Annotated in this window: 25 protein-coding genes; 12 read left to right on the top strand and 13 right to left on the bottom strand. The window is 71.3% G+C overall.

Going from position 1 to position 23,356, the window contains the following annotated elements; all coding sequences use genetic code 11:
* Position 1: 1 nt before the first annotated feature.
* Positions 2-754 (bottom strand): helix-turn-helix transcriptional regulator, encoded by a 753-nt coding sequence (locus tag BJY16_RS27465; protein WP_185042453.1) that lies wholly within the window; start codon positions 752-754, stop codon positions 2-4.
* A 156-nt stretch (positions 755-910) separates the two neighbouring features.
* Between BJY16_RS27465 and BJY16_RS27460 the strand changes: the two genes are divergently transcribed.
* Together BJY16_RS27460 and BJY16_RS27455 are read left to right on the top strand one after the other, a co-directional pair.
* Positions 911-2,488, top strand: a complete 1,578-nt coding sequence (locus BJY16_RS27460) for a hypothetical protein (RefSeq protein WP_185042452.1) — start codon at positions 911-913, stop codon at positions 2,486-2,488.
* Positions 2,489-2,610: 122 nt separating this feature from the next.
* Complete coding sequence (locus tag BJY16_RS27455; protein WP_185042451.1) at positions 2,611-3,624, top strand: LacI family DNA-binding transcriptional regulator; 1,014 nt, start codon at positions 2,611-2,613, stop codon at positions 3,622-3,624.
* Positions 3,625-3,669: 45 nt separating this feature from the next.
* Here the strand turns inward: BJY16_RS27455 and BJY16_RS27450 are convergent, their stop codons facing one another.
* Positions 3,670-4,692, bottom strand: coding sequence for a glycoside hydrolase family 26 protein (locus tag BJY16_RS27450; protein ID WP_185042450.1), 1,023 nt, complete (start codon positions 4,690-4,692; stop codon positions 3,670-3,672).
* Positions 4,693-4,890: 198 nt separating this feature from the next.
* On the opposite strand from BJY16_RS27450, the gene bglS reads away from it, so the two are divergent.
* Positions 4,891-5,664 (top strand): beta-glucanase, encoded by a 774-nt coding sequence (bglS, locus tag BJY16_RS27445; protein ID WP_185042449.1) that lies wholly within the window; start codon positions 4,891-4,893, stop codon positions 5,662-5,664.
* Between the two features lie 119 nt (positions 5,665-5,783).
* Here the strand turns inward: bglS and BJY16_RS27440 are convergent, their stop codons facing one another.
* The 3 genes from BJY16_RS27440 to BJY16_RS27430 form a co-directional block, all read right to left on the bottom strand.
* Positions 5,784-6,032, bottom strand: a complete 249-nt coding sequence (locus tag BJY16_RS27440) for a hypothetical protein (protein ID WP_185042448.1) — start codon at positions 6,030-6,032, stop codon at positions 5,784-5,786.
* A 384-nt stretch (positions 6,033-6,416) separates the two neighbouring features.
* Positions 6,417-7,190: a hypothetical protein gene (locus BJY16_RS27435; RefSeq protein ID WP_185042447.1), complete on the bottom strand. Its 774-nt coding sequence runs from the start codon at positions 7,188-7,190 to the stop codon at positions 6,417-6,419.
* 192 nt (positions 7,191-7,382) lie between these two features.
* A complete protein-coding gene (locus BJY16_RS27430) occupies positions 7,383-7,697 on the bottom strand; it encodes a hypothetical protein (protein ID WP_185042446.1) in 315 nt (104 codons plus the stop codon).
* A 217-nt stretch (positions 7,698-7,914) separates the two neighbouring features.
* Between BJY16_RS27430 and BJY16_RS27425 the strand changes: the two genes are divergently transcribed.
* Entirely contained in the window at positions 7,915-8,259 is a 345-nt protein-coding gene (locus tag BJY16_RS27425) for a Rossmann-fold NAD(P)-binding domain-containing protein (RefSeq protein ID WP_185042445.1), read from the top strand.
* On the opposite strand, the gene BJY16_RS27420 is transcribed toward BJY16_RS27425, so the two are convergent.
* Positions 8,228-8,797 carry a TIGR03086 family metal-binding protein gene (locus BJY16_RS27420; protein ID WP_185042444.1) on the bottom strand — a complete coding sequence of 190 codons (570 nt, stop codon included), beginning with the start codon at positions 8,795-8,797 and terminating at the stop codon, positions 8,228-8,230. The two genes, BJY16_RS27425 and BJY16_RS27420, sit on opposite strands and share 32 nt — an antisense overlap.
* Positions 8,798-8,873: 76 nt before the next feature.
* Between BJY16_RS27420 and BJY16_RS27415 the strand changes: the two genes are divergently transcribed.
* On the top strand, positions 8,874-9,650 hold the full coding sequence (locus BJY16_RS27415) for an AraC family transcriptional regulator (RefSeq protein ID WP_185042443.1): 777 nt from the start codon (positions 8,874-8,876) through the stop codon (positions 9,648-9,650).
* Positions 9,647-10,399, top strand: coding sequence for a phosphotransferase enzyme family protein (locus BJY16_RS27410; protein WP_185042442.1), 753 nt, complete (start codon positions 9,647-9,649; stop codon positions 10,397-10,399). Before BJY16_RS27415 ends, BJY16_RS27410 begins: the two co-directional genes overlap by 4 nt.
* A gap of 3 nt (positions 10,400-10,402) precedes the next feature.
* On the opposite strand, the gene BJY16_RS27405 is transcribed toward BJY16_RS27410, so the two are convergent.
* The gene (locus BJY16_RS27405) at positions 10,403-10,981 is read right to left on the bottom strand and encodes a VHL beta domain-containing protein (RefSeq protein ID WP_185042441.1); all 579 of its coding nucleotides are present in this window, start codon (positions 10,979-10,981) and stop codon (positions 10,403-10,405) included.
* A 340-nt stretch (positions 10,982-11,321) separates the two neighbouring features.
* Between BJY16_RS27405 and BJY16_RS27400 the strand changes: the two genes are divergently transcribed.
* The gene (locus BJY16_RS27400; RefSeq protein ID WP_185042440.1) at positions 11,322-12,158 is read left to right on the top strand and encodes a DivIVA domain-containing protein; all 837 of its coding nucleotides are present in this window, start codon (positions 11,322-11,324) and stop codon (positions 12,156-12,158) included.
* A gap of 79 nt (positions 12,159-12,237) precedes the next feature.
* Here BJY16_RS27400 and BJY16_RS27395 read toward each other — a convergent pair whose 3' ends face one another.
* Positions 12,238-12,786, bottom strand: coding sequence for a hypothetical protein (locus BJY16_RS27395; protein ID WP_185042439.1), 549 nt, complete (start codon positions 12,784-12,786; stop codon positions 12,238-12,240).
* 21 nt (positions 12,787-12,807) lie between these two features.
* On the bottom strand, positions 12,808-13,632 hold the full coding sequence (locus tag BJY16_RS27390; protein WP_185042438.1) for a DUF6209 family protein: 825 nt from the start codon (positions 13,630-13,632) through the stop codon (positions 12,808-12,810).
* 320 nt (positions 13,633-13,952) lie between these two features.
* Here BJY16_RS27390 and BJY16_RS27385 point away from each other — a divergent pair, with 320 nt between their 5' ends.
* Entirely contained in the window at positions 13,953-14,690 is a 738-nt protein-coding gene (locus BJY16_RS27385; protein WP_185042437.1) for a GAF domain-containing protein, read from the top strand.
* A 24-nt stretch (positions 14,691-14,714) separates the two neighbouring features.
* Here BJY16_RS27385 and BJY16_RS27380 read toward each other — a convergent pair whose 3' ends face one another.
* The gene (locus tag BJY16_RS27380) at positions 14,715-14,864 is read right to left on the bottom strand and encodes a hypothetical protein (protein ID WP_185042436.1); all 150 of its coding nucleotides are present in this window, start codon (positions 14,862-14,864) and stop codon (positions 14,715-14,717) included.
* Between the two features lie 148 nt (positions 14,865-15,012).
* Here BJY16_RS27380 and BJY16_RS27375 point away from each other — a divergent pair, with 148 nt between their 5' ends.
* The 3 genes from BJY16_RS27375 (at position 15,013) to BJY16_RS27365 (ending at position 19,190) form a co-directional block, all read left to right on the top strand.
* Positions 15,013-16,011: a chemotaxis protein CheB gene (locus tag BJY16_RS27375; protein ID WP_185042435.1), complete on the top strand. Its 999-nt coding sequence runs from the start codon at positions 15,013-15,015 to the stop codon at positions 16,009-16,011.
* A 407-nt stretch (positions 16,012-16,418) separates the two neighbouring features.
* Complete coding sequence (locus tag BJY16_RS27370) at positions 16,419-17,552, top strand: glutamate--cysteine ligase (RefSeq protein WP_185042434.1); 1,134 nt, start codon at positions 16,419-16,421, stop codon at positions 17,550-17,552.
* Between the two features lie 90 nt (positions 17,553-17,642).
* The gene (locus tag BJY16_RS27365; protein WP_185042433.1) at positions 17,643-19,190 is read left to right on the top strand and encodes a serine/threonine protein kinase; all 1,548 of its coding nucleotides are present in this window, start codon (positions 17,643-17,645) and stop codon (positions 19,188-19,190) included.
* A 61-nt stretch (positions 19,191-19,251) separates the two neighbouring features.
* Here BJY16_RS27365 and BJY16_RS27360 read toward each other — a convergent pair whose 3' ends face one another.
* Positions 19,252-19,914, bottom strand: coding sequence for a hypothetical protein (locus tag BJY16_RS27360; protein WP_185042432.1), 663 nt, complete (start codon positions 19,912-19,914; stop codon positions 19,252-19,254).
* Positions 19,915-20,032: 118 nt separating this feature from the next.
* Positions 20,033-21,049, bottom strand: a complete 1,017-nt coding sequence (locus BJY16_RS27355) for an AraC family transcriptional regulator (RefSeq protein WP_185042431.1) — start codon at positions 21,047-21,049, stop codon at positions 20,033-20,035.
* A 171-nt stretch (positions 21,050-21,220) separates the two neighbouring features.
* Here BJY16_RS27355 and BJY16_RS27350 point away from each other — a divergent pair, with 171 nt between their 5' ends.
* Positions 21,221-22,393, top strand: coding sequence for a S8 family peptidase (locus tag BJY16_RS27350; protein WP_185042430.1), 1,173 nt, complete (start codon positions 21,221-21,223; stop codon positions 22,391-22,393).
* 88 nt (positions 22,394-22,481) lie between these two features.
* On the opposite strand, the gene BJY16_RS27345 is transcribed toward BJY16_RS27350, so the two are convergent.
* On the bottom strand, positions 22,482-23,333 hold the full coding sequence (locus BJY16_RS27345; RefSeq protein WP_185042429.1) for a helix-turn-helix transcriptional regulator: 852 nt from the start codon (positions 23,331-23,333) through the stop codon (positions 22,482-22,484).
* Positions 23,334-23,356: the final 23 nt, after the last annotated feature.

Here is a 23,356-nt window from a genome sequence, read left to right as displayed (position 1 = left end):
GTCAGTCGTGGAGCAGGGCCGCGGCCTGGGTGCGGGAGTTGACGCCGAGCTTGCGGTACGCCTGCTCCAGATGCTTGTGCACGGTGCGTTCCCGGATGCCCAGGGCGCGGGCGATGTCCCGGTCCGAGGCGCCGCGGCCCAGCTCCTCGACGATCTCGCGCTCGCGCGGGGTCAGCGCGGCCAGCCGGTCCGCCGCCGCGTCCAGGGTGTCGCGGCGGGTCAGGGCGCGGCGCAGCCGGGTCAGTTCGGCGCGGCGGGCCAGGGCGCGGGCCAGGTGGGCGGAGATCAGCTCGACCACCGCGCGGTCCCGGCCGGTCCAGCCGCGCCGGGACCGGTTGAAGGACAGCAGGTGGCCCTCCCGGCGGTTCAGCCGGAACACGCAGAGCAACTGGTCACGGGTGCCGCGTGGGGCGAAGAAGTCGGTGTAGAGCGGGTTGCGCCGCAGCTCGCGCAGATTCGTCACGTCGGACCAGGCGGTCGAGGTGCCGGGGCGCAGGGCGCCGGCCCGGAACGCGGCGAAGCCCGGGTGCAGGGTGAAGACGCGGTGGAACGACGGGACCCGGATGAAGTTCGACTCGTCCGGGGTGCTGCGGGCGGCGACCAGCCGGCCCTCGACGTGGTCGACGGTGCTCAGCGTGGTCATGTCGCTGCCCAGGATGGCGCCCATCCGGGCCAGTTCGTTCTCCGGGCCGTCGTCCAGGTCGTGGACCAGGTCGAGAACGCGCCGCAGGTCAGTGGCCGAAGGTGTGTTCACCCCTCTGATTGCACCGCCGTGGCGGCGCCGGAACTGTCGGCCGCCGGACGCTCGCGCTGACGGGGATGCGCATAACTGCGTATGGCCGCTCCCCCGGCCCGGATGGTGCCCTGAGTGGGTCAGCAACACCGGGACGAAGTGGGAGAAAAGACCGAGATGGCGAACGACGAGATCCGGTATTCGGCGGTCTGGCGGCCCTCCACCGAGGGCGAGATCCAGGTCTACGGGTGGACCTACGCCGACTACCGCAAGAAGTACGACGAGCTCTGGAAGCAGGGCTGGCGGCTCAAGTCGCTGCAGCCGTTCGTGCTCTCCGGCGACCAGGTCCGCTACACCGCGGTCTGGCGGCAGTCCACCGAGGGCGAGATCCAGCTGTACGACGTGCCCTACGAGACGTTCCGCGCCAAGTACGACGAGCTGTGGAAGCAGGGCTGGCGGCTGAAGCTGATCCAGCCGTACGTGGTCGGCGGCCAGGTCCGCTACACCGCGGTCTGGCAGCCGTCCACCGAGGGCGAGACCCAGGTGTACGGGTGGACCTACGCCGACTTCCGCAAGAAGTACGACGAACTGTGGAAGCAGGGCTGGCGGCTCAAGGCGCTGCAGCCGTTCGTGCTGCCCGGCGACCAGGTCCGCTACACCGCGGTGTGGCGGCCGTCGACCGACGGCGAGATCCAGATGTACGACGTCAGCTACGAGACGTACCGGGCGAAGTACGACGAGCTGTGGAAGCAGGGCTGGCGCCTGAAGCTGCTGCAGCCGTACGTGGTCGGCGGGCACACCCGCTACACCGCGGTCTGGCGGCCAGCCAGCACCGGCGAGTTCCAGCTCTACGGGGCGACCTACGAGCAGTACCGCAAACGCTACGACGAGCTGTGGCAGCAGGGCTGGCGGCTGCAGTCGCTGACCGCGATGGTGAACCGCAGCGACGTCGTGGCCCGCAAGGCGCTCGAAGCGTACGAGCGTACCGGCGGCGTGACCAGCAAGCTGGGCCTGCCGACCGGGGCGGTGAGCGTGACCGCCGGGACCGGCCGCTGGCAGATGACCGGCGGGCACATCACCGCCGGCGCGTCCGGCGACCCGGAGATCATCATCGACCAGCACCTGCGGATCTGGTTCCTCGGCTTCCAGTGCTGGGGCGAGTCCAGCGAGCTGTCCGGCAGCGACGAGCCGTACTTCATCGTCTCCTGGGGCGGGCTGGGCCGCTCGGCCACCCAGATGTTCAAGTTCAGCGACGTGGACAAGAACGACGTGCGGTCCACGCCGGCCGTGGTCACCGACTTCCAGCCGGTGGTCACCAGCGCGCTGCACGTGGCGGTGATGGAGAACGACGAGGGCTCCCCGTCGGAGGCCCGCAAGAAGGTCGACGCGGCCATGCAGAAGGCCGCCGCGGCCGCCGCCCAGGGCGCCGCGATCTACGACATGGCCAGCGCCGCCGCACCGGGCAGCGGGCTCACCCCGGCGGCCGCCATCGCCGGCATGGTGGTCGGCGGCCCGATCGGCAGCCTGATCGCCGGCGGTCTGGTCGAGGGCCTCGGCCTGGCCGACGACTACGTCGGCGAGCACGGCGAGACGCTGTTCGCCAAGGGCTACGCTCAGCCGCCGGTCCAGGGCATGGTGCCGGGCACGAACGAGCCCTACACCCACAAGTTCTGGATCGACGGCAAGGGCGAGGGCAAGTACGACGTGTTCCTGCGCGCCGAGATCGTCAACCAGCCCCGCCCCTGGGTGGAATAGGCACGCCGGGCGGGGCGCCGGCTTCCGGCGCCCCGCCTCCGGCCCGGTCGGCTAGGATCGCCCGGAGCCAGGTCGGCAAACCGTTTCCCCCTGGTGATCGGCTCGACCGAGGGGACCACGCCATGCCGTCACCGGGGCGGTCGCGGCCGCCGACGCTGGACGAGGTGGCTGAGCGGGCCGGTGTGTCGCGCACCGTGGTGTCCCGTGTGGTCAACAACGGGCCGCACGTGAGCCGCGCCAAGCGCGAAGCCGTCGAGAAAGCGATCCGCGAGCTCGGCTACACCCCGAACCGGGCGGCGCGCGCCCTGGTCACCCAGCAGACCGGGGTGGTGGTCCTGGCCGTCTCCGGGGAGGGGCCGGAGGTGTTCGGCGACCCGTTCTTCGCGCAGATCATCGTCGGCGCGTCGGCGGCGCTGGAGAAGACCGACCTCCATCTGATGCTCAGCCTGGCCACGCCGGTGCACGGCCGGCAGCGGCTGAAGGCGTTCCTGCAGACCCGCGGCGCCGACGGGGTGATGCTGGTGGCGATGCGCGGCGACGACCCGCTGATCGACATCGCCGCCCAGTCCGGGGTGCCGACCGTCTTCGTCGGGCTGCCGATGCACGGGACGCCGCCGTTCTACGTCGACGTGGACAACGCCGGCGGGTCGCGGGCGGTGACCGAGCACCTGCTGCGCGCCGGGCGCCGCCGGATCGCCATGATCACCGGGCCGGAGGACACCGCGGTCGGCCGGGAGCGCCGGCGCGGTTACGCCGAGGCGCTGCTGCTGGCCGGGCTCGAACCGTACGCGGTCGAGCCCGGCGACTTCCTGGAGGACGGCGGCGCCGGGGCGATGCGCGCGCTGCTGAGCAGGCACCCGGACCTGGACGCCGTGGTCGCCGCGAACGACAACATGGCAGCCGGCGCCCTGCGGGTGCTGCGCGAGTCCGGCCGCACGGTGCCCGGTGACGTGGCGGTGGCCGGCTTCGACGACCTGCCGGTCGCGGTGCACACCGACCCGAAGCTCACCACCGTCCACCAGCCGGTGCAGGCGCTGGGCCGGGAGGCCGCCCGGATGCTGGTCGACCTGCTGGACGGCGCGCAGCCGGAGTCGTTCATCCTGCCGACGAGGCTGGTGGTCCGGGAGTCCGCCTGACCCCGGCAAGGCTGTCCGCCACCGGCGACCTTCCGCGACCGCGGGTCAGGAGCAGGCGTACCGGGCGGCCACCCGGGCCAGCTCGTGGCCGTGCCCGGTCAGGTAGCGGCGGTGCACCCAGGAGGTGAACGCGGCGAGAGCGGCCGGCGACGAGTCCGGCGACCAGGGCTCCTCCTTGGTCAGGTCGAAGTAGGTGAGCAGCTTCAGGTCCGGGTAGGCGCCCGAGCGCAGCCTCGCGTCCATGTCCCGCAGCCATTGCGCCTTGTCGCCGCCGTCCTCGCTGGACGCGAACTCGCCGAGCATCACCGGCCGCTTCGGCGCGATGACCCGAGCCTTCGCGTACGCGGCAGCGAACGTCTCGTCGAAGCCGGTCCAGTGGTCACCGGCCGGATCCCAGGACGGCCCGAATCCCCAGTTGTACCCGTCGATGCCGACCCAGTCGACGTAGCCGTCGCCCGGGTACGCGGCGGCCGGGTCGTTGTACGGCTCGTCCGGTGCGGAGCCGTTGTTGAACGCCCACACCCACTGCACGTTGCGCGCCCCGCTCGCCTCCACCAGGTCGTGGACGTGCCGGTACGCCCGGACGTACAGCGAAGGGTCTTGATCGTTGTTGGCGATGCCCCACGGGTACCAGTTGCCGTTGAACTCGTGTCCCCAGCGGACCAGGATCGGCAGCCGGACGGCGGCGAACTCCCGGGCCCGCGCCGTGAGGTAGCCGTCCCAGGCGCCGTCGAGGATGTCCCGCAGGTGGATCTGCGCCGGGTCGGCGGGGCCGAGCGCGGTGTTCCACGGCTCCCACGTGTAGTGCGGCATGATGCCGCGCCGCCAGAGCGCCTTGGCCTCGGCCACCGGGAACGGGCGGCCGCTGGCCCAGCTGTCGAACCACATCACGCTGGCCGGGGTGACGGCGTACCGGGTGCGCGTCTCGGCGGCGATCGCCGTTGGCTCCCCCTCCCGGAAGACGCCCAGGAAGCGGGTGCCGGCGGGTGCGGCGTGCGCGGTGCCGGTGTCGGACACCACCAGCGTCGCCGCGGCTGCCGCCGCGCCCAGCAGTACTCGTCTGCGCATGTTGACTCCCTACGGATTGGAAGCGCTTCCGGCCACAAGGTACGACCGACGGCGATCTATGTAAAGCCGTGGAACGCTCGCCGAGATGGTCATTGACAATCGTTAACGGCGGGTTACACACTCCATTTGGAAGCGCTTCCAGACTTGGGCCCACTCCCCCTGCCCATCGAGCACGACCGACATCCCCCGGAGACGACTGTGCTGATCACCCGTTCCCGTGCCCGCCGGGCGCTGACCGCCGCCGCCCTCGGCATCGCCGCCGCGCTGACCGGCCCCGGCGCCGTGCCGGCCCAGGCCGCCATCGGCCCGAGCTTCACCGACAACTTCAACGGCTTCGACACCGGCCGCTGGTACAAGGCCGACGGCTACAGCAACGGCAGCATGTTCAACGTCGGCTGGCGCGCCGACCACGTCACCTTCGGCGGCGGGGCGATGAGCCTCAACCTGGACACCCAGACCTGTCCGGGCGGCTGCGCCGGGAAGCCGTACGCCTCCGGCGAGTACCGCACCACCGACCTGTACTCCTACGGCCGGTTCGAGGCGCGGCTCAAGGCGGTCAAGAATCCCGGCACGGTGACCTCGTTCTTCACCTACACCGGGCCCAGCGACGGCCAGCCGTGGGACGAGATCGACGTGGAGATCCTCGGCAAGAACACCACCCAGATGCAGGTCAACTACTTCACCAACGGGGTCGGCGGCCACGAGCGCCTGATCAACCTGGGCTTCGACGCCGCGGCCGGCTACCACGACTACGCGTTCGAGTGGTGGAACGGCGGCACCATCAACTGGTTCGTCGACGGCCGCCTGGTCCACCAGGAGAACGGCTCGCGCGGCCCGCTGCCCACCCACCCACAGCGGATCATGATGAATCTCTGGCCGGGCATCGGCGTCGACAGCTGGCTGCAGCCGTTCACCTACCCGGGCCGCCGGCTGACCGCCGGCTACGACTGGGTGAAGTACACCAGGTACTGACCGGGTGGCTCGGCCGGTCCTGCCGCAGGACCGGCCGAGGTGCGGCATCTCCTATGGCGGCCAGGACCGTGGCCGGGCTCAGCCGGCTTCGCGCGCCGCTGAGCGGGACAGGCGCCGGGTCAGGGGTGGGGCATGCGAGCGAAGAACACGTAGACACTGGCCCCGCAGAGTACGAACACCATCAGGTTCAGGCCCAGCAAGGTGATCGCGCCGACCACGGCCCGCGCCTTGGTGGGCGGTGGGTCGGGCAGCTTCGGGACGTCCGGCATCTCCATCCCGCCGTAACGGCGAATGTAGTCGGCCTGGTCCGCGCGCTGCTGCTCGATCCGGCGGCGGTTGTCGTTCTCCAGTCGGCCCCACTGGTCCATCCTGGTGCCTCCCTTGTATGCGGCAGTCCAGGCGTTGGCAGTCTTCGCCGCGCCACCGCACAGCACCGTCTCGGGCCGGCGTTCAGCGGCCGGACCCTGCGAGTTCTGGTCACCAACACGTAAGCAAAGTCGTAAGGAGACTGGCACGTCCGTTCGGCCACGGTCGCATCCGCTCATCGGCAGACCAATGTCTTGACCAGCGACAGACCGGCCTGCACCAGCATCGGTCGACCGGCCACCGACCTCGTCAGCACTCGCCATCATGACCCGAGCGTCCGACGGCAACCGTGGCAGCCGCGCCCAGAACTCGGATCGACGCCCTGATCGCGGCTAGATCCGGATGTCGACGAACCCCGCCGTAGCGTACCGAAGGGTGATCATCCCTCAGGCGTTTCGCTCGTCGCCGATCTCCTCAAGTCCCACGGCGAGCTGGCGGGTGAACGCGAGATCTGGAAGTTCCCGCCCGACAACCTCGTCCTCGTCGATCGCGATGCCGCCGCGGAAGCCGCCGCCACGGAACGTCTCCCGGAGGTAGTCGACAAACCAGTCACCGAACCGGTCCTCCTCGTTACAGATCCCGTAGATCCGGAAGTCGGCACCGTTGTCGGGCAGTAGGACGTGATAGTTCATGCCGCCGCTGTAGTTGGCCTTATGGCACTCGTCCGGAGCCAGGTACCAGGCATGCTTGCGCCGCCTGTCATCCCACTCCGCGTCCTCGTGGTGCAAAGACTGGACGACCAAGGGGTCGTACTCCCCGGCGTAGCTGACCTCGGCAACCGGCTCGGGTGCATCCTCCCGCTTATGCCACTGGACTAACTGGTTCGCCGACTGCATGAAGTTCACCGTGCCCACGAACTCGTAGAACGCCCGCAGAGACAACGGCAACGACCCATGCTTCCGTTCGAACGCGTCCAGTTGTGCACTGGCGTCCGCAGCCGGCGGCACGTGAGCCCGGCCCTGCGCCACCAGCTCATACCCAGCGTCGATCAGGCGTGTCCGCACCATCTCGACGTTTCCACGTACCCGCCGCATCGTCTCCGCAGCGACGGCACGGGCATCGTCGTACTGTGCATGGCCACGCTCGATCAGCCCGAGTGCTCGCAGTTCCGCCCATACCCGCTCACGATCGCCACTGAGATACCGGTCGAGAAAACCCACACCGAATGATCTTGCCGGCCCCGGTCCACCGTCACAAGCAGCGCAGTGCGGCACTGATCGCCGCGGAACATCCGCTCATCGGCACGACAAGGTGCCGGGGCGTCACAGCCGACCGCCGGGCGCGCCAGCGGCGACAGGTCCGAGCGCGGACAGCGGCAGAAGCGGATGTTCGAAGCGCTGTGAATCTTCGAGTCAATCGTGGATAACCCAGGCATCTTCCGGCAGCCAGTGGGATAGATCATCAAGCGCCTCGGTGGGGTAGAAGACCGGCCGAGTCAAGAGCCGGTCGCCGTCCCGTTGCACATTGATGGTTACGCCTAAAGACTCCGAGCCGGGCACGCCCGCGCTCATATAGACCAGTTCGGTCTCAAGCGGCCTCGTCTCGGCACGATCGATCAACCACTGCTCCAGCGCCGATGGCGTCCTGCCGACCAATGGCGTGCCGGCCACTGAGACCTGTGGTCCGCACAGGGCATCGACGGCAACGCCTCTCACCAGCGCGTGCACCTAAACCCAGCCACCCTGGTCCCGGACGTCCGCGCGGTTCCGCAACCGACAGTCTGCTATCCGCCACGACCTGGGACTCATCCTGGTCACCGGCCAGGCCCATCAACGGCCGACCCACCACAAGAAGGCACAAAACCCCGCCGCACGGGTTAAATGACAAGCTGAGCGTGAAGGCAGTGTCCACGTCGACGACGTCGCCACCTTGTACGCGGCCGCGTTGAATGCCCGCGCCGGCACGGTGCACCTGGGCGCGGGTGGCGTCGGGCCGACCGCCCGCGAGGTCGCCGACGTGCTCGGCGACGGGTCCACGATCTCGATCACCCTCGAGCGGGCCCGCGAGCAGATGGGCCCGATCGCCGACGCGTTCGCGCTCGACCAGCGGCTCAGCTCCGCCCGCGCGCACCAGGACCTGGGCTGGAGGCCGCTGCACGACGATCCGCCGGCGGTCCTCGCCGGTCGCAGATCGAAGGGGACTGAAGACCGGGCGCACTGTTCTCGGCAGGACGACGCTCGGACCGGCGGGACAGCGCTCAGCGGCTCCAGCGCGGGTCGCGGCCGCTGAGCGCCAGGGCCCGCTCGAAGGCGGCGGCGTGGCCGGCGACGTCCACCGGTGCGGCGTAGATGCCCATCTGGCGGCCCTGCTCGCCCATGTCGGTGAGGAACCGGTGCGTCGCCTCGGCCACCTGGTCGTCGCACCGGTAGTCCTGCCCGGTCGCCCGGGCCAGGTCCCACCCGTGAATCGCCAGGTCACTGACGAACATCATGGCGATCATCGGGGCCGGCACCGCCGCCCCGGCCATCACCACCGTGCCGTCCCACGCGCCCGCCCGCCCCCACGCGGCCGCGGCGGCCCGGCCCTCGTCGTCGAAGCGCTCCGCCCACCCCTCGCCGATCAGGTCACGCGCCCACACGTCCTCGGGCACGGACCGCCGCACGCCGGCCAGGTGCAGCGCCGACGTCACCTGCAGGAGATGGTTGGTCAGCGCCCGCACATCCCACTCGGCGCACGGGGTCGGGCCGTCGAGCTGGTCCGGCTCGACGCCGTGCACGACGGCCGCCGCGTCGATGATGGACCGGTCCAGGAGAGTGTTGAGCTGCATGAAGGGCAGGCTAGGACACGAGCGCCGGGCGGTCTTGAACAAACACGACGGGCCGCGACTCGGTTAGCCTTCGTCCGTGCCGGCGATTCTCCATCCCCGTGCGGGCCAGCAGAAGTTCCGGTTCGGCGCACCCGCCGCCGCCCCGGCGCTGCGGCCGTTCGTGGCGCACTACTGGACCGTCACCTGGGACCTGCGCGGCCAGGCACCCTACGAGCAGCAGGTGCTGCCGTACCCGGCGGTCAACATGACCTTCAAGCCCGGCCGGTGCCGCGTCGCCGGCGTGCCGCGCGGACGCTTCACCGAGACCCTGCACGACGCCGGCCGTGTCTTCGGCGTGCGCTTCCACCCCGGCGGTTTCCATCCCTTCCTGCGCGCGCCGGTCTCGTCGATCACCGGCCGCTTCCTCGCCATCGAGGACATCTTCGGTACGCCCGGCCAGGCGCTCGCCGACGCGATCCTCGCCGCCGACGACGAGGCCGCCGTGACCGCGATGAACGACTTCCTCGCCGCCCGGGCCCCCGACGAGCCGGATCCGGCAGCGGAGCTGGCCGCCACCGTCGTGGCCCGCACCGCGGCCGAGCCCGGCATCACCCGCGTCGACGACCTGGCCGACGCCTTCGACCTCACCATGCGCCAGCTCCAGCGGCTGTTCGCCACCTACGTCGGGGTGAGCCCGAAGTGGGTGATCCGCCGCCACCGCCTGCACGAGGCGGCCGCCCGGGCCGCCGCCGGTACCCGCCTCGACCTCGGCGCCCTCGCCGCCGAGCTGGGCTACAGCGACCAGGCCCACCTGACCCGCGACTTCGCCGCCATGGTCGGCGTGCCGCCCGCGCAGTACGTCCGAGCGCAGTGAAGCCCGAGGGGTGGGAGGCGCTGAAGCGGTGGGGTGACGACGCCGCCCGGATCGAGCCGCTCTCCGGCGGTGTCGCCAACGACGTCTGGCGAGTGCGGGTGAACGGGCAGCTCGCGGTCGCCCGGCTGGGCACCCGCAGCGACGCCGATCTCGCCTGGGAGACCGGCCTGCTGCGGCATCTCGACCGGGCCGGCCTGACCGTGCCGGTGCCGATCCCCACGACGGACGGCCGGTTGTTCACCGACGGCCTGGTGGTGATGACCTATCTGGCGGGCGGGCCGCCCGAGACCCCGGCCGACTGGCGGCGGGTGGCCGGCACCCTGCGCCGGCTGCACGAGGTGACCCGGGGCTGGCCGCAGCGCCCGGGCTGGCGCTCGTCGGCCGACCTGCTGCGAGCGGAGACCGGGACGCGGATCGACCTGGGCGCGATGCCTCCGGAGGGCGTGGCGCGGTGCCGCGCGGCGTGGGCCCGGCTCGCCGGACGCCCGGCCTGCGTGGTGCACGGCGACCCGAACCCGCGCAACGTCCGGATCACCGCGGCCCGGGTGGCGCTGATCGACTGGGACGAGTCGCACGCCGACGTCCCGGACCTGGACCTGGCGCTGCCCGGCAATGCCGCCGGCCTCGACGACGACGCCTACGACATCGCCTCTCAGGCGTCGGCCGCCTGGGAGGCCGCGGTCTGCTGGGACGACGACTACGCGAAGCGGCGGCTCGCCGAGGTGCGGCCGGTCGACGGCGCCCGCTGAGGATCAGGTGATGGTCGCCCGGGCGGGCCGGCTGGCGGGCAGGAAGATGGTCAGGGCGCGCCCGGTGAGGTCGGTGATCACCCACGGGTGGCTGACGAAGGTCGGCTGCTGGCGCGTCTTCCCGCTGCCGAGCACGGCGTACCGCTCCCGGGTCCCGCGGTAGTCGAGCCAGTAGATGACGACCGGCTCGTCCCGGTCGTTGACGAACTGGATCTCGGTGCTCCGCTCGTCGTCCAGCGACCGCACCCGGCCCTCGCTGCGGGCCGAAAGGACGGTGACCTGGACCGGCACCGGTCCGGTGCTGGCCGGCGGCGAGGTGGTGGAGGTGCGATGCGGCGGGGACTGCCGCTGCCGGGTGGCGGTGCCACTGGCCGGTGCGGCCGGCGACGGGGCGAACGAGTAGGTGGGGAGCCGGCCGGGGTGGGTCGCGGGCGGCAGGGTCACGCCGGCGAAGGACGTGACCAGCTGGATCCGCGGCTGCAGCAGCAGCACCGCGGCGGCCAGCGCGGAGGAGGCGCCGAGGACGCCGGCGACGATCAGGCGACGCCGGCGCCGCGACAGCGGGCGGGGTCGTCCGGACATGTCGGGCACCCATCGGCCGGCGCGCAGGCGCGGCCGGGGCGGTGGATCGCCGGCGGGCGTCACGATGCGTACTCGAACAAGGTCGGCCCCAGATCGGTGTCTCGGCGGAGAGGGCCTTGATTAATGCACATGGCCGGAGAACCGTCAAAGTGAGATATCCATCATCCGACCGCGGTCCGCCACTATTCCATCAACGTCGATAGCTGCGATGTGAGCGATCACACCAAGGTAGGTCGATTAAGAAAGGGTCGGTTGATCCGACCGTCCGGCCACCGCGTAGTGCCAGGTGACAGCCGCACGATCGGGGAATGGTGACCATTTTGCAGACGGTGCCACCGCTATGACGAGTTCCAGCACCGACCCGAATGAAAAGAAAGCTTTATTTACCTCCTCGCGGATCCGCGACGCGGTTTTCCGCCCCGCGCCCTCTCGGCGGCGAAGCTACGACGGCGACGCGGTCGACGCATTCCTGACCGAGGTGGAGCGGGAGTTCACCCGCCTGCAGACCGAGAACCGGGACATGCGCGAGCAGTTGCGCCACAGCAGGCCGTCGGCCGAGGACCTGGTGGCGCGGCTGGAGCAGCACCGGATCGAGCTGGCCCACACCGAGCAGCAGGCCCGGGAGACCGAGGCCGCGCTGCGTCAGGCCCGCGAGGCGGCGGCGCGGGCCGGCACCTCACCGTTCGTCACCTTGGCGCAGCGGTTCGCCGACTCGCACGTCCGCGACGCCGAGCGCGAGGCCGACGCGCTGGTCGATGCCGCCCGGGCGAAGGCCGACAAGATCGCCGTCGAGGCGCAGTTGCTCGCCTCGACCATCGACAGCGACGCCCGGGCCCGCCACCACCAGGCGATCAGCCGGCTCTCCGACGAGCGGGCCGCCATCCTCGCCGAGATCGAGCGGCTCACCGGGCTGGCCGCCACCCTGCACGGATCGCTGCGCGACCAGATGACGGTGGAGATCGCTGAGGTGCCGCTCCCACGGCAGACACCTGACCTCCTGCTCCCACTGCAGACACCCGAGATCCTGCTGCCAGCGCAGACACCTGACCTCCTGCCGCCACCGCAGACACCTGACATCCGGCTCCCGCCGCAGACCCCCGACATCCGTCCGGGCCGGACGGGCGCACGGCGCCGGTTCGAGGCCGCGAACACCGAAACCCCGCGGTTGGCGGGGTGAGCCGATGGGTCCGGGCGGTCCGGCGACACAGCTTCGGTACGGCGGGGAGCGCCCGCCGTACCGAAGCCTCAGTCCGCTGTCACACCCGGCACTGCCAGGAACGGGCGTCGTGGAAGTCGGCGAACCGGTCGACGGTGGCGTACCCGAAAGTGGTCTCCCGGCAGGCGGCCAGCACGTCGATCGCGGACCGTGAGCCGCCGGAGGTGCACTGCCAGTCGTAGACGGTGGCGCCGGTCAGCGCCGCGCCGTCCGCACCCAGGCTCCGGCAGTACCGGTCGAAGTCGGGCGCCACGATGTCCGAGCGGACCCGCCAGCAGACGATGCTCCGCGGCTGGTGGAAGTCGCCGATCCGGTCGACCGCCAGGTCGGTGCCGTAGGTCCAGCGGCAGGCCGCGTCGAGGGCGATGTCGGTGTCCCGGCCGTCCGCGGTGCGGCAGTGCCAGTCGTAGGCGGTGTCACCGGACAACGACGCGCCGGAGTGACCCTGCGCCTGGCAGTACCCGGTCAGATTCGGGGCGCCCAGCTCCCGGGGCGGCAACGGTGACGCCGACGCGGGCGCGGCGGTGACGGCCAGCACGGCGGCGGCGCCGAGCAGCAGGGTGAACAACAGTCGGACGAGGGTGCGCATGGTGAGGTTCCTTCCGGTGTATCAGGCGACGGCGTACGCGTAGTTGGCGCCGAAGTCGGAGTCGTAGGCGGTGCAGCCGCTGCGCTGGCCGGTGACCTGGAACCAGAGCTCGATCCGCCGGCTCCCGGGTGCGACGTCGACGGTCGCCGGGACCGGTTCGCCACTGCTGCCGGTCAGCGCCTGGGACTGGACCGGGCCGCCGTCGAAGCGGTAGTGGACGTCGATGCGCCAGGCGGGCATGCCGTTGTAGGTCTCGCGGCACTGCGGGAGGCGGGCGAGGTCGTACCGGATGGCCAGGCCGTGCCCGGCGCGGATCGGGCCGCTGACCGATTCGGACCAGTCGGCGCGGAAGGTGGCGACGGCCGGCTGCTCGATCGCGTAGTGGTAGTTCGCGCCCGAGCGGGAGTCGTATTCGCTGCAGCCGGCCCGGTCGCCGGCGTGGAACCACAGCTCCAGGTCGTGCGCGCCGAGCGGCAGGTCGATGGGGACCGGCGCCTTGACGTTGTGCCGGTTCTCGTCGAGCCGGCTGACCGGCTGGGTGGCGATCGGGCCGCCGTCGATCCGGTAGTAGACGCCGATCGCCCAGGCGTCGCCGCCGGCGTACTGGTTGCGGCACTGCGCGAGCCGCGCCAGGTCGTAGTCGACCAGGACGGACCGGCCGGCCTCCAGGGTCCCGTCGACCCGGTCGGTGCCGTCGGCGGCGAAGCGCAGCACGGGCGTGCCGGCGGTGGTGGCCGCGGCGGCCGGTGTGGCCAGGGCGAGCAGCGCGGCCGTGCTCAGGACGAGGATGCGGGCGGCAGCTGCCAGGGTCGGCCGTCTCAGGGTGTTCCCAGGGGTGCGTTGCATCGCTTTTCCTTCTCGCAGATCGCGGTGGAGGCGCCGCGCTCCCCGCGACGCCACACCAGACTCTGCAAGTTCTTTCAGAGCCGGTCAAGTCACGTCATTGCTCGGCGTAATCATCCTTAGTCAGAATGTGACCAATTTAAGCGGTTCGACCGAGGTCCGGGCCGTTCAAATGAGTCATCGAGGAGCAATGTGGGCCCCATCACGCCCTTTCCTGTGAGGGCACGAAAGAAAAATCTGCAAGAACTTGCAGAGTCCGGATCGCGTACGCCGTCATCTATCGGGTACCCGCCGGCAACACGCACCGCGACGAAGGGCGATCGATGGCGACACCGAGGCATCCCGAGCAGGTCTGGCCGGCCCAGCACGGCCCGCTGGCGGACGCGATCGTCGCCCTGGCCGAGACCCCGGGGCACGTGTCCGGCATCGAAGCCCGGCTGAAAATGATCGCCGCGCTCGCCGTCGACCGGGTCGCCGCCGCGGACTACGCCTCGGTCACCACGCTGGAGGGCGACGAGTACACCATCGTCGCGGCCAGCAGCGACATCGCGGCAGCGGTCGACGAGGCGCAGATCGCGGACCGGGCCGGTCCGTGCCTGCAGGCCCTGGAGACCGGCGAACCGGTCGGCGTGCCGGACACCGGCACCACGATGGACTGGCCCGGCTTCCACGTGGTGGCGCCCGCCCTGGGGCTGCGGGCGACCGTCTCGGTGCCGCTCCACGACGGCCGCGGCACGACGATCGCCGCGCTCAACCTGTACGGCCGGGACAGCGCCACGATGGAACCGCTGATCACCGCCGTCGCCCACCTGTACTCGACCAGCCGGGAGCTGTCCCTGAGCATCGACCCTCCCCCGGTGTCCGACCCGGGAGCCGCCGAGTTGCTCACCGGGTACGCCCAGGCGCTGGCCATCCGCACCATCGTCCGGCGCGCGGTCCAGGCGCTCACCGAGCACGGCGTCAGCAACCGCGACGCCGCCTACACGATGCTGTACGAGCGCGCCGCCGAGCACCACACCACACTGAGCGCCGAGGCGGACGCCGTCCTGCGTCAGCTCTGACCGGCACCCAGCCACCCACCACCGTTACGGCAAACCGTCCTGCTCCAGGCGGCCGGACCAGCGCGCCGGGCTCTCCGTCTCGCCGTCGTCGCCGTCCTCCGGCGTGACCTCGGTCAGTTCGTGCTCCTCGGCGAAGTCGCCGGTCTCCTCGTCAGGGTCACCGATGGGTTCCATGCCCGGTGGCTGCCCCGGACGCCGCCGGCTAAACCGATGCCGGTGACCGCCCGGGCACCTCTCCGGCATTCACCCGGCCCTTCCGGGTTGACCGGCGGGGATCCGGGAATGCGCGCCGGGACGGGATCCCCCGGGCGAGCGGAGGCAGATGGAGCGGCGCGACGTGATCGTGATGGGTGGCTCCGCCGGTGCGCATGCCGCGCTGCGCACCCTGCTGGCCCGGCTGCCGACCGACCTGCCGGCAAAGGTCCTGGTGGTCACCCATCTGGCACCCGGTGCCCGCAGCACGCTCGCGCAGATGCTGAGCAAGGACTGCGCCCTGCCGGTGAGCGCCGCGGTCGACGGCGAGCCGGCCCGTAACGGCCACGTGTACGTCGCGGTGCCGGACCGGCATCTGATCATCGACGACGACAGCATCCTGCGGCTCACCGCGGGACCGCGGGAGAACCGGGCCCGGCCCGCGGCGGACGCGCTGTTCCGGGCCGCCGCCCGATGGTGCGGTCCCCGGGTCGCCGGTGTCGTGCTGTCCGGCAGCCTGGACGACGGCGCCGCCGGACTGGCCGCCATCGCCCAGCACGGTGGAGCGGCACTGGTCCAGGACCCGGATGAGGCCCGGTTCCCGGGCATGCCGGCGGCGGCGCTGTCGGCGGTCCCCTCCGCCGTCACGGCGCCGGCCGCCGGGCTGGCCAGGTTGATCGCGGAGATGGCGGGCCGGCCGGTCGGCGACGCCGGCCAGCCGGACCCCGCGCTGGTCTGGGAGACCGACATGATCGCCGAGGGTCACACGGAGGGTGCGGTGCCGAGCAAGCCGATCGCCTTGAGCTGCCCCGACTGCGGCGGCGGCATGTACGAGATCCGCACCGGCCAGGCCGTCCACTACGCCTGCCACGTCGGCCACTCCTGGTCGCCGCAGACCTTCGTCGCCGCCACCGACCACAGCATCGAGACGGCGTTGTGGACCGCGGTCAGCGCCATGCAGGAGAAGGTCACCATGCTGCGGAACCTGGCCGCGAACGCCGAACGCGCCGGCGACGAGCAGGCCTGCCACACCTACCGCGACGAGTCCGACCGGGTCGGCCGCGACGCCGAACTGATCCGCACCACCATCCTGGACAACGAATCCGCCGCCGACCAGCGCCCGGCCTGAGGCACGGGCGGTTTCGTCAGCGACGTCGTGCGGATCGGCGCGACGGTGCGCAAGTCACCCCACCCGACCCGGACTTCGTCCGCCGCCTGCTCCGCCACTTCGGGCAGCGGGAAGAGGCTGGCGCACCGCGCTACGGGACATCGGTGGCCGGACGCTGCCGGCGGCCTTCCTCGACGGGGACCTCGCGGCGCCCGGCGCGCGACTCCACGACGTTGCACACCACAGTGAGCTGCTCGATCGCGGGGTCACCTCCTAGCGAGGGCGAAGACCGGGCTCCTCGGCGTACGCGAATCCTGGTGTTGATCTGTGAATGGGCTCTGGGTCGCCTCCGGTATGCGGGAATGCCGGACTGATCGGATTCATCGATATAACATGACGGGAACGGCCCCGGCCGAAAGAGTCCCGATATGAAGATCGACTTCTCGTCATCGCAGCGATCGCGTCTAGGGATCGAGTGGGAGATCGCCTGTGTCGACCGGCGCAGCGGGGAGCTGGCGCCCGCCGCGCCGGAGCTGATCTCCCGGATCGGCGCCGCCGACGGGTTCCCGCACGTGACGACCGAGCTGCTCACCAACACCATCGAGGTGGTCAGCGCGCCGCACCACCGGGTGCGGGACGCGGTCGCCGACCTGACCCGGCTGGTGGAGCGGGCCGGCACGGTGGCCGAGCCGATGGGCGTCGACCTGATGTCGGCCGGCACCCACCCGTTCAGCCAGTGGTTCCAGCAGCAGGTCACGCCGGGCAAGCCACGCTACGACACGCTGATCGACCGGACCCGCTGGTGGGGCCGGCAGATGATGATCTGGGGCGTGCACGTGCACGTCGCGGTGGAGAACCGCAACAAGGTCTTCCCGATCATCGACGGCCTGCTCACCTACCTCCCGCACTTCCAGGCGCTCAGCGCGTCGAGCCCGTTCTGGGCCGGGGAGACCACCGGGTACGCCTCCAACCGGGCGCTGATGTTCCAGCAGCTGCCGACCGCCGGGCTGCCACCGCAGTTCGCCAGGTGGAAACAGTTCGAGACGATGGTCGCCGACCTCAAGCACACCGGCGTGATCGAGGAACTCAACGAGCTGCGCTGGGACATCCGCCCGTCGCCGCGCTGGGGCACCATCGAGATCCGCACCTTCGACGGCATCTCCAGCGCCGACGAGATCGGCGCGCTCGCCGCGCTGACCCAGTGCCTGGTCGAGCACTTCTCCCGGGAGATCGACGCCGGCCGCACCGTCCCCCGGATGCAGCCCTGGTTCGTCCGGGAGAACAAGTGGCGGGCCGCACGCTACGGCCTGGACGCGATCATCATCCAGAACGCGGCCGGCGACGAACGGCTCGTCACCAAGGACCTCGACCAGCTGTTACCGACCCTGGAACCGATCGCGGAGGCGCTCGGGTGCGCGGCGGAACTGGAGGCGGTGCGGGACATCGTGGACCGCGGGGCGAGCTACCAGCGGCAGCTGCAGGTCGCGGCGGTCAACGACGGCAGCCTCAAAGCAGTTGTCGCCTCCCTGGTCCGCGAGCTGCGCGAGGGCCTGCGCTGCTGAGGCCGGTTCCCGGGCGGACCGGGCACCGGCGGGTGATGATCCGCGTGGGTAGACTCCCGGGGCGCGAGAGCCGAGGGGGACGGATCCGAGATGAGCATGCCGCTGCGCCCGAGTGACCCGGCCAGGCTCGGCCGGTACGAGCTGGTCGGACGGCTCGGTGAAGGCGGCATGGGCACGGTCTACCTGGGCCGGGACACGGACGGCGGGCGCCTCGTCGCGATCAAGATGGTGCGGCCGGAGTTCGCGCACGAGACGGAGTTCCGGGGCCGGTTCCGCAGTGAGGTGAACCGGGCCAAGCAGGTGCCGTCGTTCTCGACCGCCGAGGTGCTGGACGCCGATCCCGATCATGAGCCGCCGTACCTGGTGGTGGAGTACGTCGACGGGCCGAGCCTGGCGGTCGAGGTGCGGGAGCGGGGGCCGCTGTCCGGGGCGGCGCTGCAGGGTGTCGCCGTCGGGATCGCCACGGCGCTGACCGCGATCCACGGCGCCGAGGTGATCCACCGGGATCTGAAACCGGGCAACGTGCTGTTCGCGCGCGGCGGCATCAAGGTGATCGACTTCGGGATCGCGCGGGCGTTCGAGGCCACCAGCCAGCACACCCGCACCGATCAGATGGTCGGCACGGTGTCGTACATGGCGCCGGAACGGTTCGATCCGGTCGACGGGCGGCCGGTCACCCCGGCCGCTGACATCTTCGCCTGGGGCGCCGTGGTGGTGTTCGCGGCGACCGGCCGGAGCCCGTTCGCCGCCGACTCGGCCGCCGGGACGGCGATGCGCATCCTCACCGGCGAGCCGGATCTGACCGGGGTGCCGGAGTCGCTGCGCCGCGCGGTCGAATGGACACTGGCGAAGGACCCGGAGGCCCGGCCGACCGCCCGCCAGCTGCTGGATCTGCTGTTGGCGGGCGAGGCGCCACGTCCGGTGACCCCGGAGCTCCCGTCGGTTCCGGTCAGGGCCAAGCGCAGGCGTACGGTCCCCGTGCTCGCCACTGCGATCGCCGTGCTCGCCGCGACCGGCACGGGGCTGGCGATCCGCAATCTGCGCGATGACAACGCGACAGCCACCGGCGTGACCTCTCCCAGCAGTGCCGCCGCCGGCCAGCCGTCCCCGGGCGGTGCCGTGTCGAGCCGGCCGGCGCCGAAACCGTCCGCCCGGTCGCTGTCACCGCTGGAGAAACTGCAGGCCATCCGGAACGGCAAACGCAAGACCCTGATCCACTCCGTCCAGCTCAACAAGGACCTGGCGATGGAGTCGCACTCCACCGAGATCGAGGCCGGGGACGGCACCGGGAAGAAGTCCGAGTTCGCGCTGATCCCGGCCGGCGTCGACTTCCTGTTCCAGTCCCTGGCCGCGTCGACCCCCGACCGTCCGGTGTGCCTCGGTGTCCGGCTCACCGAGGAGTCGGCGAAACTGACCCAGTCGGAATGCTTCACCGGGCGGGGAACGCAGTTCGAGCTGATCCCCGCCGAGGAGAAGGACGACCACGGGCGGCCGGCGTACTACATCTACAACGACTCCAGCGGTTATCTGCTGTGGGACGGCAAGGCGTTCTACGTCCAGGAGGTCGGGGACGGCGACCCGATCTACACGTTCAGTTTCGTGGACCGCGGCCCGCTGCCCAGTCCGTCGGCAAGCTGACCCACCCGCGCTGTTCCGGCGAAACTCCTGCCGGAGGGCTGGCGCTCGGCTCCGCTGCTGATCACTCGTCTGCCGGTGCGCACGTCACCGAGGCGGGCGCGCAGATCGACAAGTGGCTGGGGATGACGAAGCGCCTCGTCTTCCCCTCGTACTGATAGACGACTGCGACACCGACCTTGTTCGACTTGCCATTGCCGACCACATCGAACCCGATCTGGAATTCGACAGCCACATCGTCGCCGTGTCCGGCATTGTCGACCACCAAGTCGCGCGGGTCACGGCCACCGGAGTTGTCACGGCTCGCCGGCGGAAACCCGTCGTCCTGCTGAAACCATCCTGATTGATGACCTGCGGGGAGCATATCCGGCACGACCCGGGCCAGCACTCCGACGACACGTAAGGTCTCGTTGTTGTCCAGCAGCGGCGCGACCGAGACGATCCTGATCGGTCCGGCGATGTTCGGCGAGATCTGCAGGTAGTTGAGCCCGTCGGTGAATCGCGTACCCACCGACTTCGATCCCGACCAGCCATACGGGCGCATCTTTGCCAGGTCCAGCTCGTCCCCGGGCGGCGCGAACGCAGCCTCGCCGGACTGCGGCTTCTCACCATTCCACGTCGCGATGACAATCCCCACCGCGACGGCGACTGCCGCAACCAGGATCACCACCAGCGCGCGTTTGCTCTCCACCGGGACCTCCGCGGGCTTGACGGGATCCGCGCTCACATGACGAAAGGCTAGAACAGTTCGCACTCCCACGGCTCCAGGTCGGGCTCACCCGGTGGCAGCCCGCCGGCGCGGTCGGGGTGGAGCCAGGTGGCCGCCCGCCGGCTGAGGCGGCTGGTCATGGCCGGTGCAGGGTGTCGCTCGGCGACGCGCCGAACCGGGTGCGGTAGGCGGCAGCGAACCGGCCCAGGTGGGTGAAGCCCCACCGGTGCGCGACAGCACTGACGGTACGTTCGGCGGGGTCGGCCCGGAGCAGCTCGGCGTGCACGTGGTCGAGGCGGGTCTGGCGCAGGTACGCCATCGGGCTGCACCCGACGTACCGATGGAAGGAAGCCTGCAGCGTGCGCACGCTGACGCCGGCGAGGCGGGCCAGCTCGGCGATGGTGAACGGCCGCTCCGGGTGGGCGTGGATCGCCTCCATCGCGCGCCGCGCGGGCGCCGGGCGGTAGGCCGCCGCCGGGCGCAGCAGCATGGCGCGGTGCGGATGGTCGGTGGCCAGCAGCAGGCCGATGGTCACGCTCTCCTGCAGGCTGGTCACGATGATCGCGTGGTCGAGCAGCCCGCCCGGGTTGTCCCGCTCGGCTGCGATGAACCGGATCAGCGCCGCCCAGCTGTGGCCCAGGCCGCTGGTGATGTCGAGCTGGGCGGGCAGTTCGAGGGGCCGCTGCCCGGCGCCGTCGAGCAGCGCGTCGAGCTGCCGGTCGAGGGCGTGCCGGGCGATCTTCACGCCGAGCTGGCGGCAGTCGGCGCTCCACCGGCGCAGCACGACGTCCTCACCGACCCGGAACAGCGGCGCCTGGCCGCCGGCGCCGACGATGGTCCGGCCGCCCTGCCGCGCGTCCAGGTGCCCGGCAACCGGGACACCGGCCTGGTAGGCATCCGGGTTCGCGTAGCCGAGCGTGACGTCCGCGCCGTAGCTGACGTCCGCGCCGTAGCTGACGTCCCCGATCGTCACGTCGCCGAGGCTCATGACGCTGAACCGGGCGTCGAGCGCTCCAGATCGCTGCAGCGGGTGCAGGAACTCACGCGGATAGAAGTGCCGTCCGCCGAAGGCCCGGACCTCGTCGACGTTGCGCGAGCGCAGTGTCAGGCGGCGCACTCCGCTCTCGCCGCGTCCCCGTTCGGCGGCTTCCACAGGTGTGACGGTAGCCGCACGGCACCCGGCCAGGCTATCCGCCCGAACGGGTGAAATCATCGACAAAAGTCGTTACCAACACGCTTATGTATCGTTGATCATCTATCAAAAGTTTCCTCCTACCGTCATCGCCAGGCGCTCGACCGGGGCGCCGCGACCACGGAGGAAACCATGCGACCCGCCACCCGTAGTGCCGCGATCCTGGCCGGCACCGCCCTCGCCCTCTCCCTCACGACGCCGGCCTTCGCCGCCCCCGCCACCGGAACGGTGCTCTACGCGGACAGCGCCACCGCGATCGGCGGCTCCTACGTCGTGGTGCTCAAGAGCGGCGAGGCCGACCGCTCCCGCGCCGACCGGATCACCCGGCGGTACGGCGGCACCGTCTCCCGCGTCTTCGGTCACGCCGTGGAGGGCTGGACCGCGAAGCTGAGCGCCGCGCAGGCCGCCCGGCTCGCCGCCGACCCCGCGGTCGCCGCGGTCGAGGCCGACCAGACGGTGCGGATCGCCGGCACCCAGACCGGCGCACCCTGGGGCCTGGACCGCATCGACCAGCGGACCCGCCCGCTCAACAACACTTTCGTGTACGGCCCGAGCACCGGGGTCACCGTCTACGTCGTCGACACCGGCATCACCGTGACCCACCAGGACTTCGGCGGCCGGGCCTCGTACGGCTACGACGCCGTCGACGGGGACACCGTCGCGCAGGACGGCAACGGGCACGGCACGTTCGTCGCCGGGGTCGCGGCCGGCACCACGTACGGGGTCGCCAAGACCGCGAACGTCGTCGGCGTCCGCGTCCTGGACAACAACGGGTCCGGCACCACCGCCGGGGTGATCGCCGGCATCGACTGGGTGACCGCCAACGCCACCCCCGGCCGCTCGGTCGCCAACCTCAGCCTGGGCGGCGGCACCAGCAGCACCCTGGACGCCGCGGTCCGGCGGTCGATCAGCGCCGGAATCCCGTACGCCATCGCGGCCGGCAACTCCGGGGTGAACGCGAGCGGCAGTTCCCCGGCCCGGGTGACCGAGGCCCTCACCGTCGGCGCCACCGACAGCGCCGACACCAGGGCTTCCTGGTCCAACTACGGCTCGGTGCTGGACCTGTTCGCACCCGGCGTCTCGATCACCTCGGCCTGGCGGACCAGCAACACCGCGACGTACACCGGCAGCGGCACGTCGTTCGCGGCGCCGCACGTCGCCGGTGCGGTGGCGCTCTACCTGTCCGCCCACCCGGGAGCCTCGGTCACCACGGTGAACGCGGCGATCGTGAACGCCGCCACCACCGGTGTGGTCACCAGCCCCGGCAGCGGCTCCCCGAACCGGCTGCTCTACACCGGCTCCTGAGATCCGGCCACCGGAGGCCGCCCCACGAGGGCGGCCTCCCGCGCCGGTCAGGAAGGGACCGGCCGGCAGCGCGCCCGCCGGCGTCGCGTCATCCGCTGACCCGGTCGGCCGGCAGGCCGTCACCCGCGGGCTCCCGGTCGCTGCCGAGCGTGCCGAGCAACCGCAGGGCATCCTCGGTCGGGCTCCCGGGAGCAGCCGACAGGACGATCAGTTCCAGACCGGATTCGTCCGGCAGGGCGAAGTTCTCCTGGTGCAGTTCCAGCAGCCCGACCAGCGGATGCCGGTACGCCTTCCGCCCGTGCGCCCGGGCCCGCACGTCCGCCCGCGCCCACAACCGGCGGAACCGCTCGCTGCCCATCGCCAGCTCGCCGATCAGCGAGGCCAGCCGGGGATCGTCGGGATACTTCCCGGCGGCCAGGCGCAGGTGCCCGACCACGTCGAGCGTGCACTTCTCCCAGTCCGCGTAAAGGCCCCGCTCGGTCTCCTCCAGGAAGATGTGCCGGGCGGTGTTCAGCCCCGGGATCGGCCGGCCGTAGAGCAGCCCGGCGAGCCGGTTGCCGCCGACCACGTCCAGCCGGTGGTCCATGATCAGGGCCGGCGCGCCGATCACCAGGTCGAGCACGCGCAGCAGCTCCGGGCGCAGGCGGCCGCTCGGCGACTTGGCCCGGCGGCGGCGTTGCGAGGCCAGCCGGTGGAGGTGGTCCCGCTCGGTCTCGTCGAGCCCGAGGACCCGGGCGAGCGCGTCCAGCACCTGTTCCGAGGGCTGGGTGGCACGGCCCTGCTCCAGGCGTACGTAATAGTCGACGCTGACGCCGGATAGCAGCGCGACCTCCTCGCGCCGCAGCCCCTCGACGCGGCGGCGGCTGTCGGCCGGGATGCCGGCGGCGGACGGATCGACCCGGGAGCGCCGGGTCCGCAGGAAGCCCGCAAGATCGTCCATGGCTCCCAGTATCGCCGGGGCGG

The sequence above is a fragment of the Actinoplanes octamycinicus genome (assembly GCF_014205225.1).
Lineage (GTDB): Bacteria > Actinomycetota > Actinomycetes > Mycobacteriales > Micromonosporaceae > Actinoplanes > Actinoplanes octamycinicus.
Note: the sequence above shows the minus strand (reverse complement) of the source record. Positions and strands in the feature narration are given on the sequence as shown.

Excerpts from the sequence above, each read along its gene's own strand:
- BJY16_RS27460 (WP_185042452.1), top strand. The coding sequence starts at position 911 with ATGGCGAACGACGAGATCCGGTATTCGGCGGTCTGGCGGCCCTCCACC.
- BJY16_RS27455 (WP_185042451.1), top strand. The coding sequence starts at position 2,611 with ATGCCGTCACCGGGGCGGTCGCGGCCGCCGACGCTGGACGAGGTGGCT.
- BJY16_RS27450 (WP_185042450.1), bottom strand. The coding sequence starts at position 4,692 with ATGCGCAGACGAGTACTGCTGGGCGCGGCGGCAGCCGCGGCGACGCTG.
- BJY16_RS27440 (WP_185042448.1), bottom strand. The coding sequence starts at position 6,032 with ATGGACCAGTGGGGCCGACTGGAGAACGACAACCGCCGCCGGATCGAG.
- BJY16_RS27420 (WP_185042444.1), bottom strand. The coding sequence starts at position 8,797 with ATGCAGCTCAACACTCTCCTGGACCGGTCCATCATCGACGCGGCGGCC.
- BJY16_RS27405 (WP_185042441.1), bottom strand. The coding sequence starts at position 10,981 with ATGTCCGGACGACCCCGCCCGCTGTCGCGGCGCCGGCGTCGCCTGATC.
- BJY16_RS27400 (WP_185042440.1), top strand. The coding sequence starts at position 11,322 with ATGACGAGTTCCAGCACCGACCCGAATGAAAAGAAAGCTTTATTTACC.
- BJY16_RS27395 (WP_185042439.1), bottom strand. The coding sequence starts at position 12,786 with ATGCGCACCCTCGTCCGACTGTTGTTCACCCTGCTGCTCGGCGCCGCC.
- BJY16_RS27390 (WP_185042438.1), bottom strand. The coding sequence starts at position 13,632 with ATGCAACGCACCCCTGGGAACACCCTGAGACGGCCGACCCTGGCAGCT.
- BJY16_RS27385 (WP_185042437.1), top strand. The coding sequence starts at position 13,953 with ATGGCGACACCGAGGCATCCCGAGCAGGTCTGGCCGGCCCAGCACGGC.
- BJY16_RS27380 (WP_185042436.1), bottom strand. The coding sequence starts at position 14,864 with ATGGAACCCATCGGTGACCCTGACGAGGAGACCGGCGACTTCGCCGAG.
- BJY16_RS27375 (WP_185042435.1), top strand. The coding sequence starts at position 15,013 with ATGGAGCGGCGCGACGTGATCGTGATGGGTGGCTCCGCCGGTGCGCAT.
- BJY16_RS27370 (WP_185042434.1), top strand. The coding sequence starts at position 16,419 with ATGAAGATCGACTTCTCGTCATCGCAGCGATCGCGTCTAGGGATCGAG.
- BJY16_RS27365 (WP_185042433.1), top strand. The coding sequence starts at position 17,643 with ATGAGCATGCCGCTGCGCCCGAGTGACCCGGCCAGGCTCGGCCGGTAC.
- BJY16_RS27350 (WP_185042430.1), top strand. The coding sequence starts at position 21,221 with ATGCGACCCGCCACCCGTAGTGCCGCGATCCTGGCCGGCACCGCCCTC.
- BJY16_RS27345 (WP_185042429.1), bottom strand. The coding sequence starts at position 23,333 with ATGGACGATCTTGCGGGCTTCCTGCGGACCCGGCGCTCCCGGGTCGAT.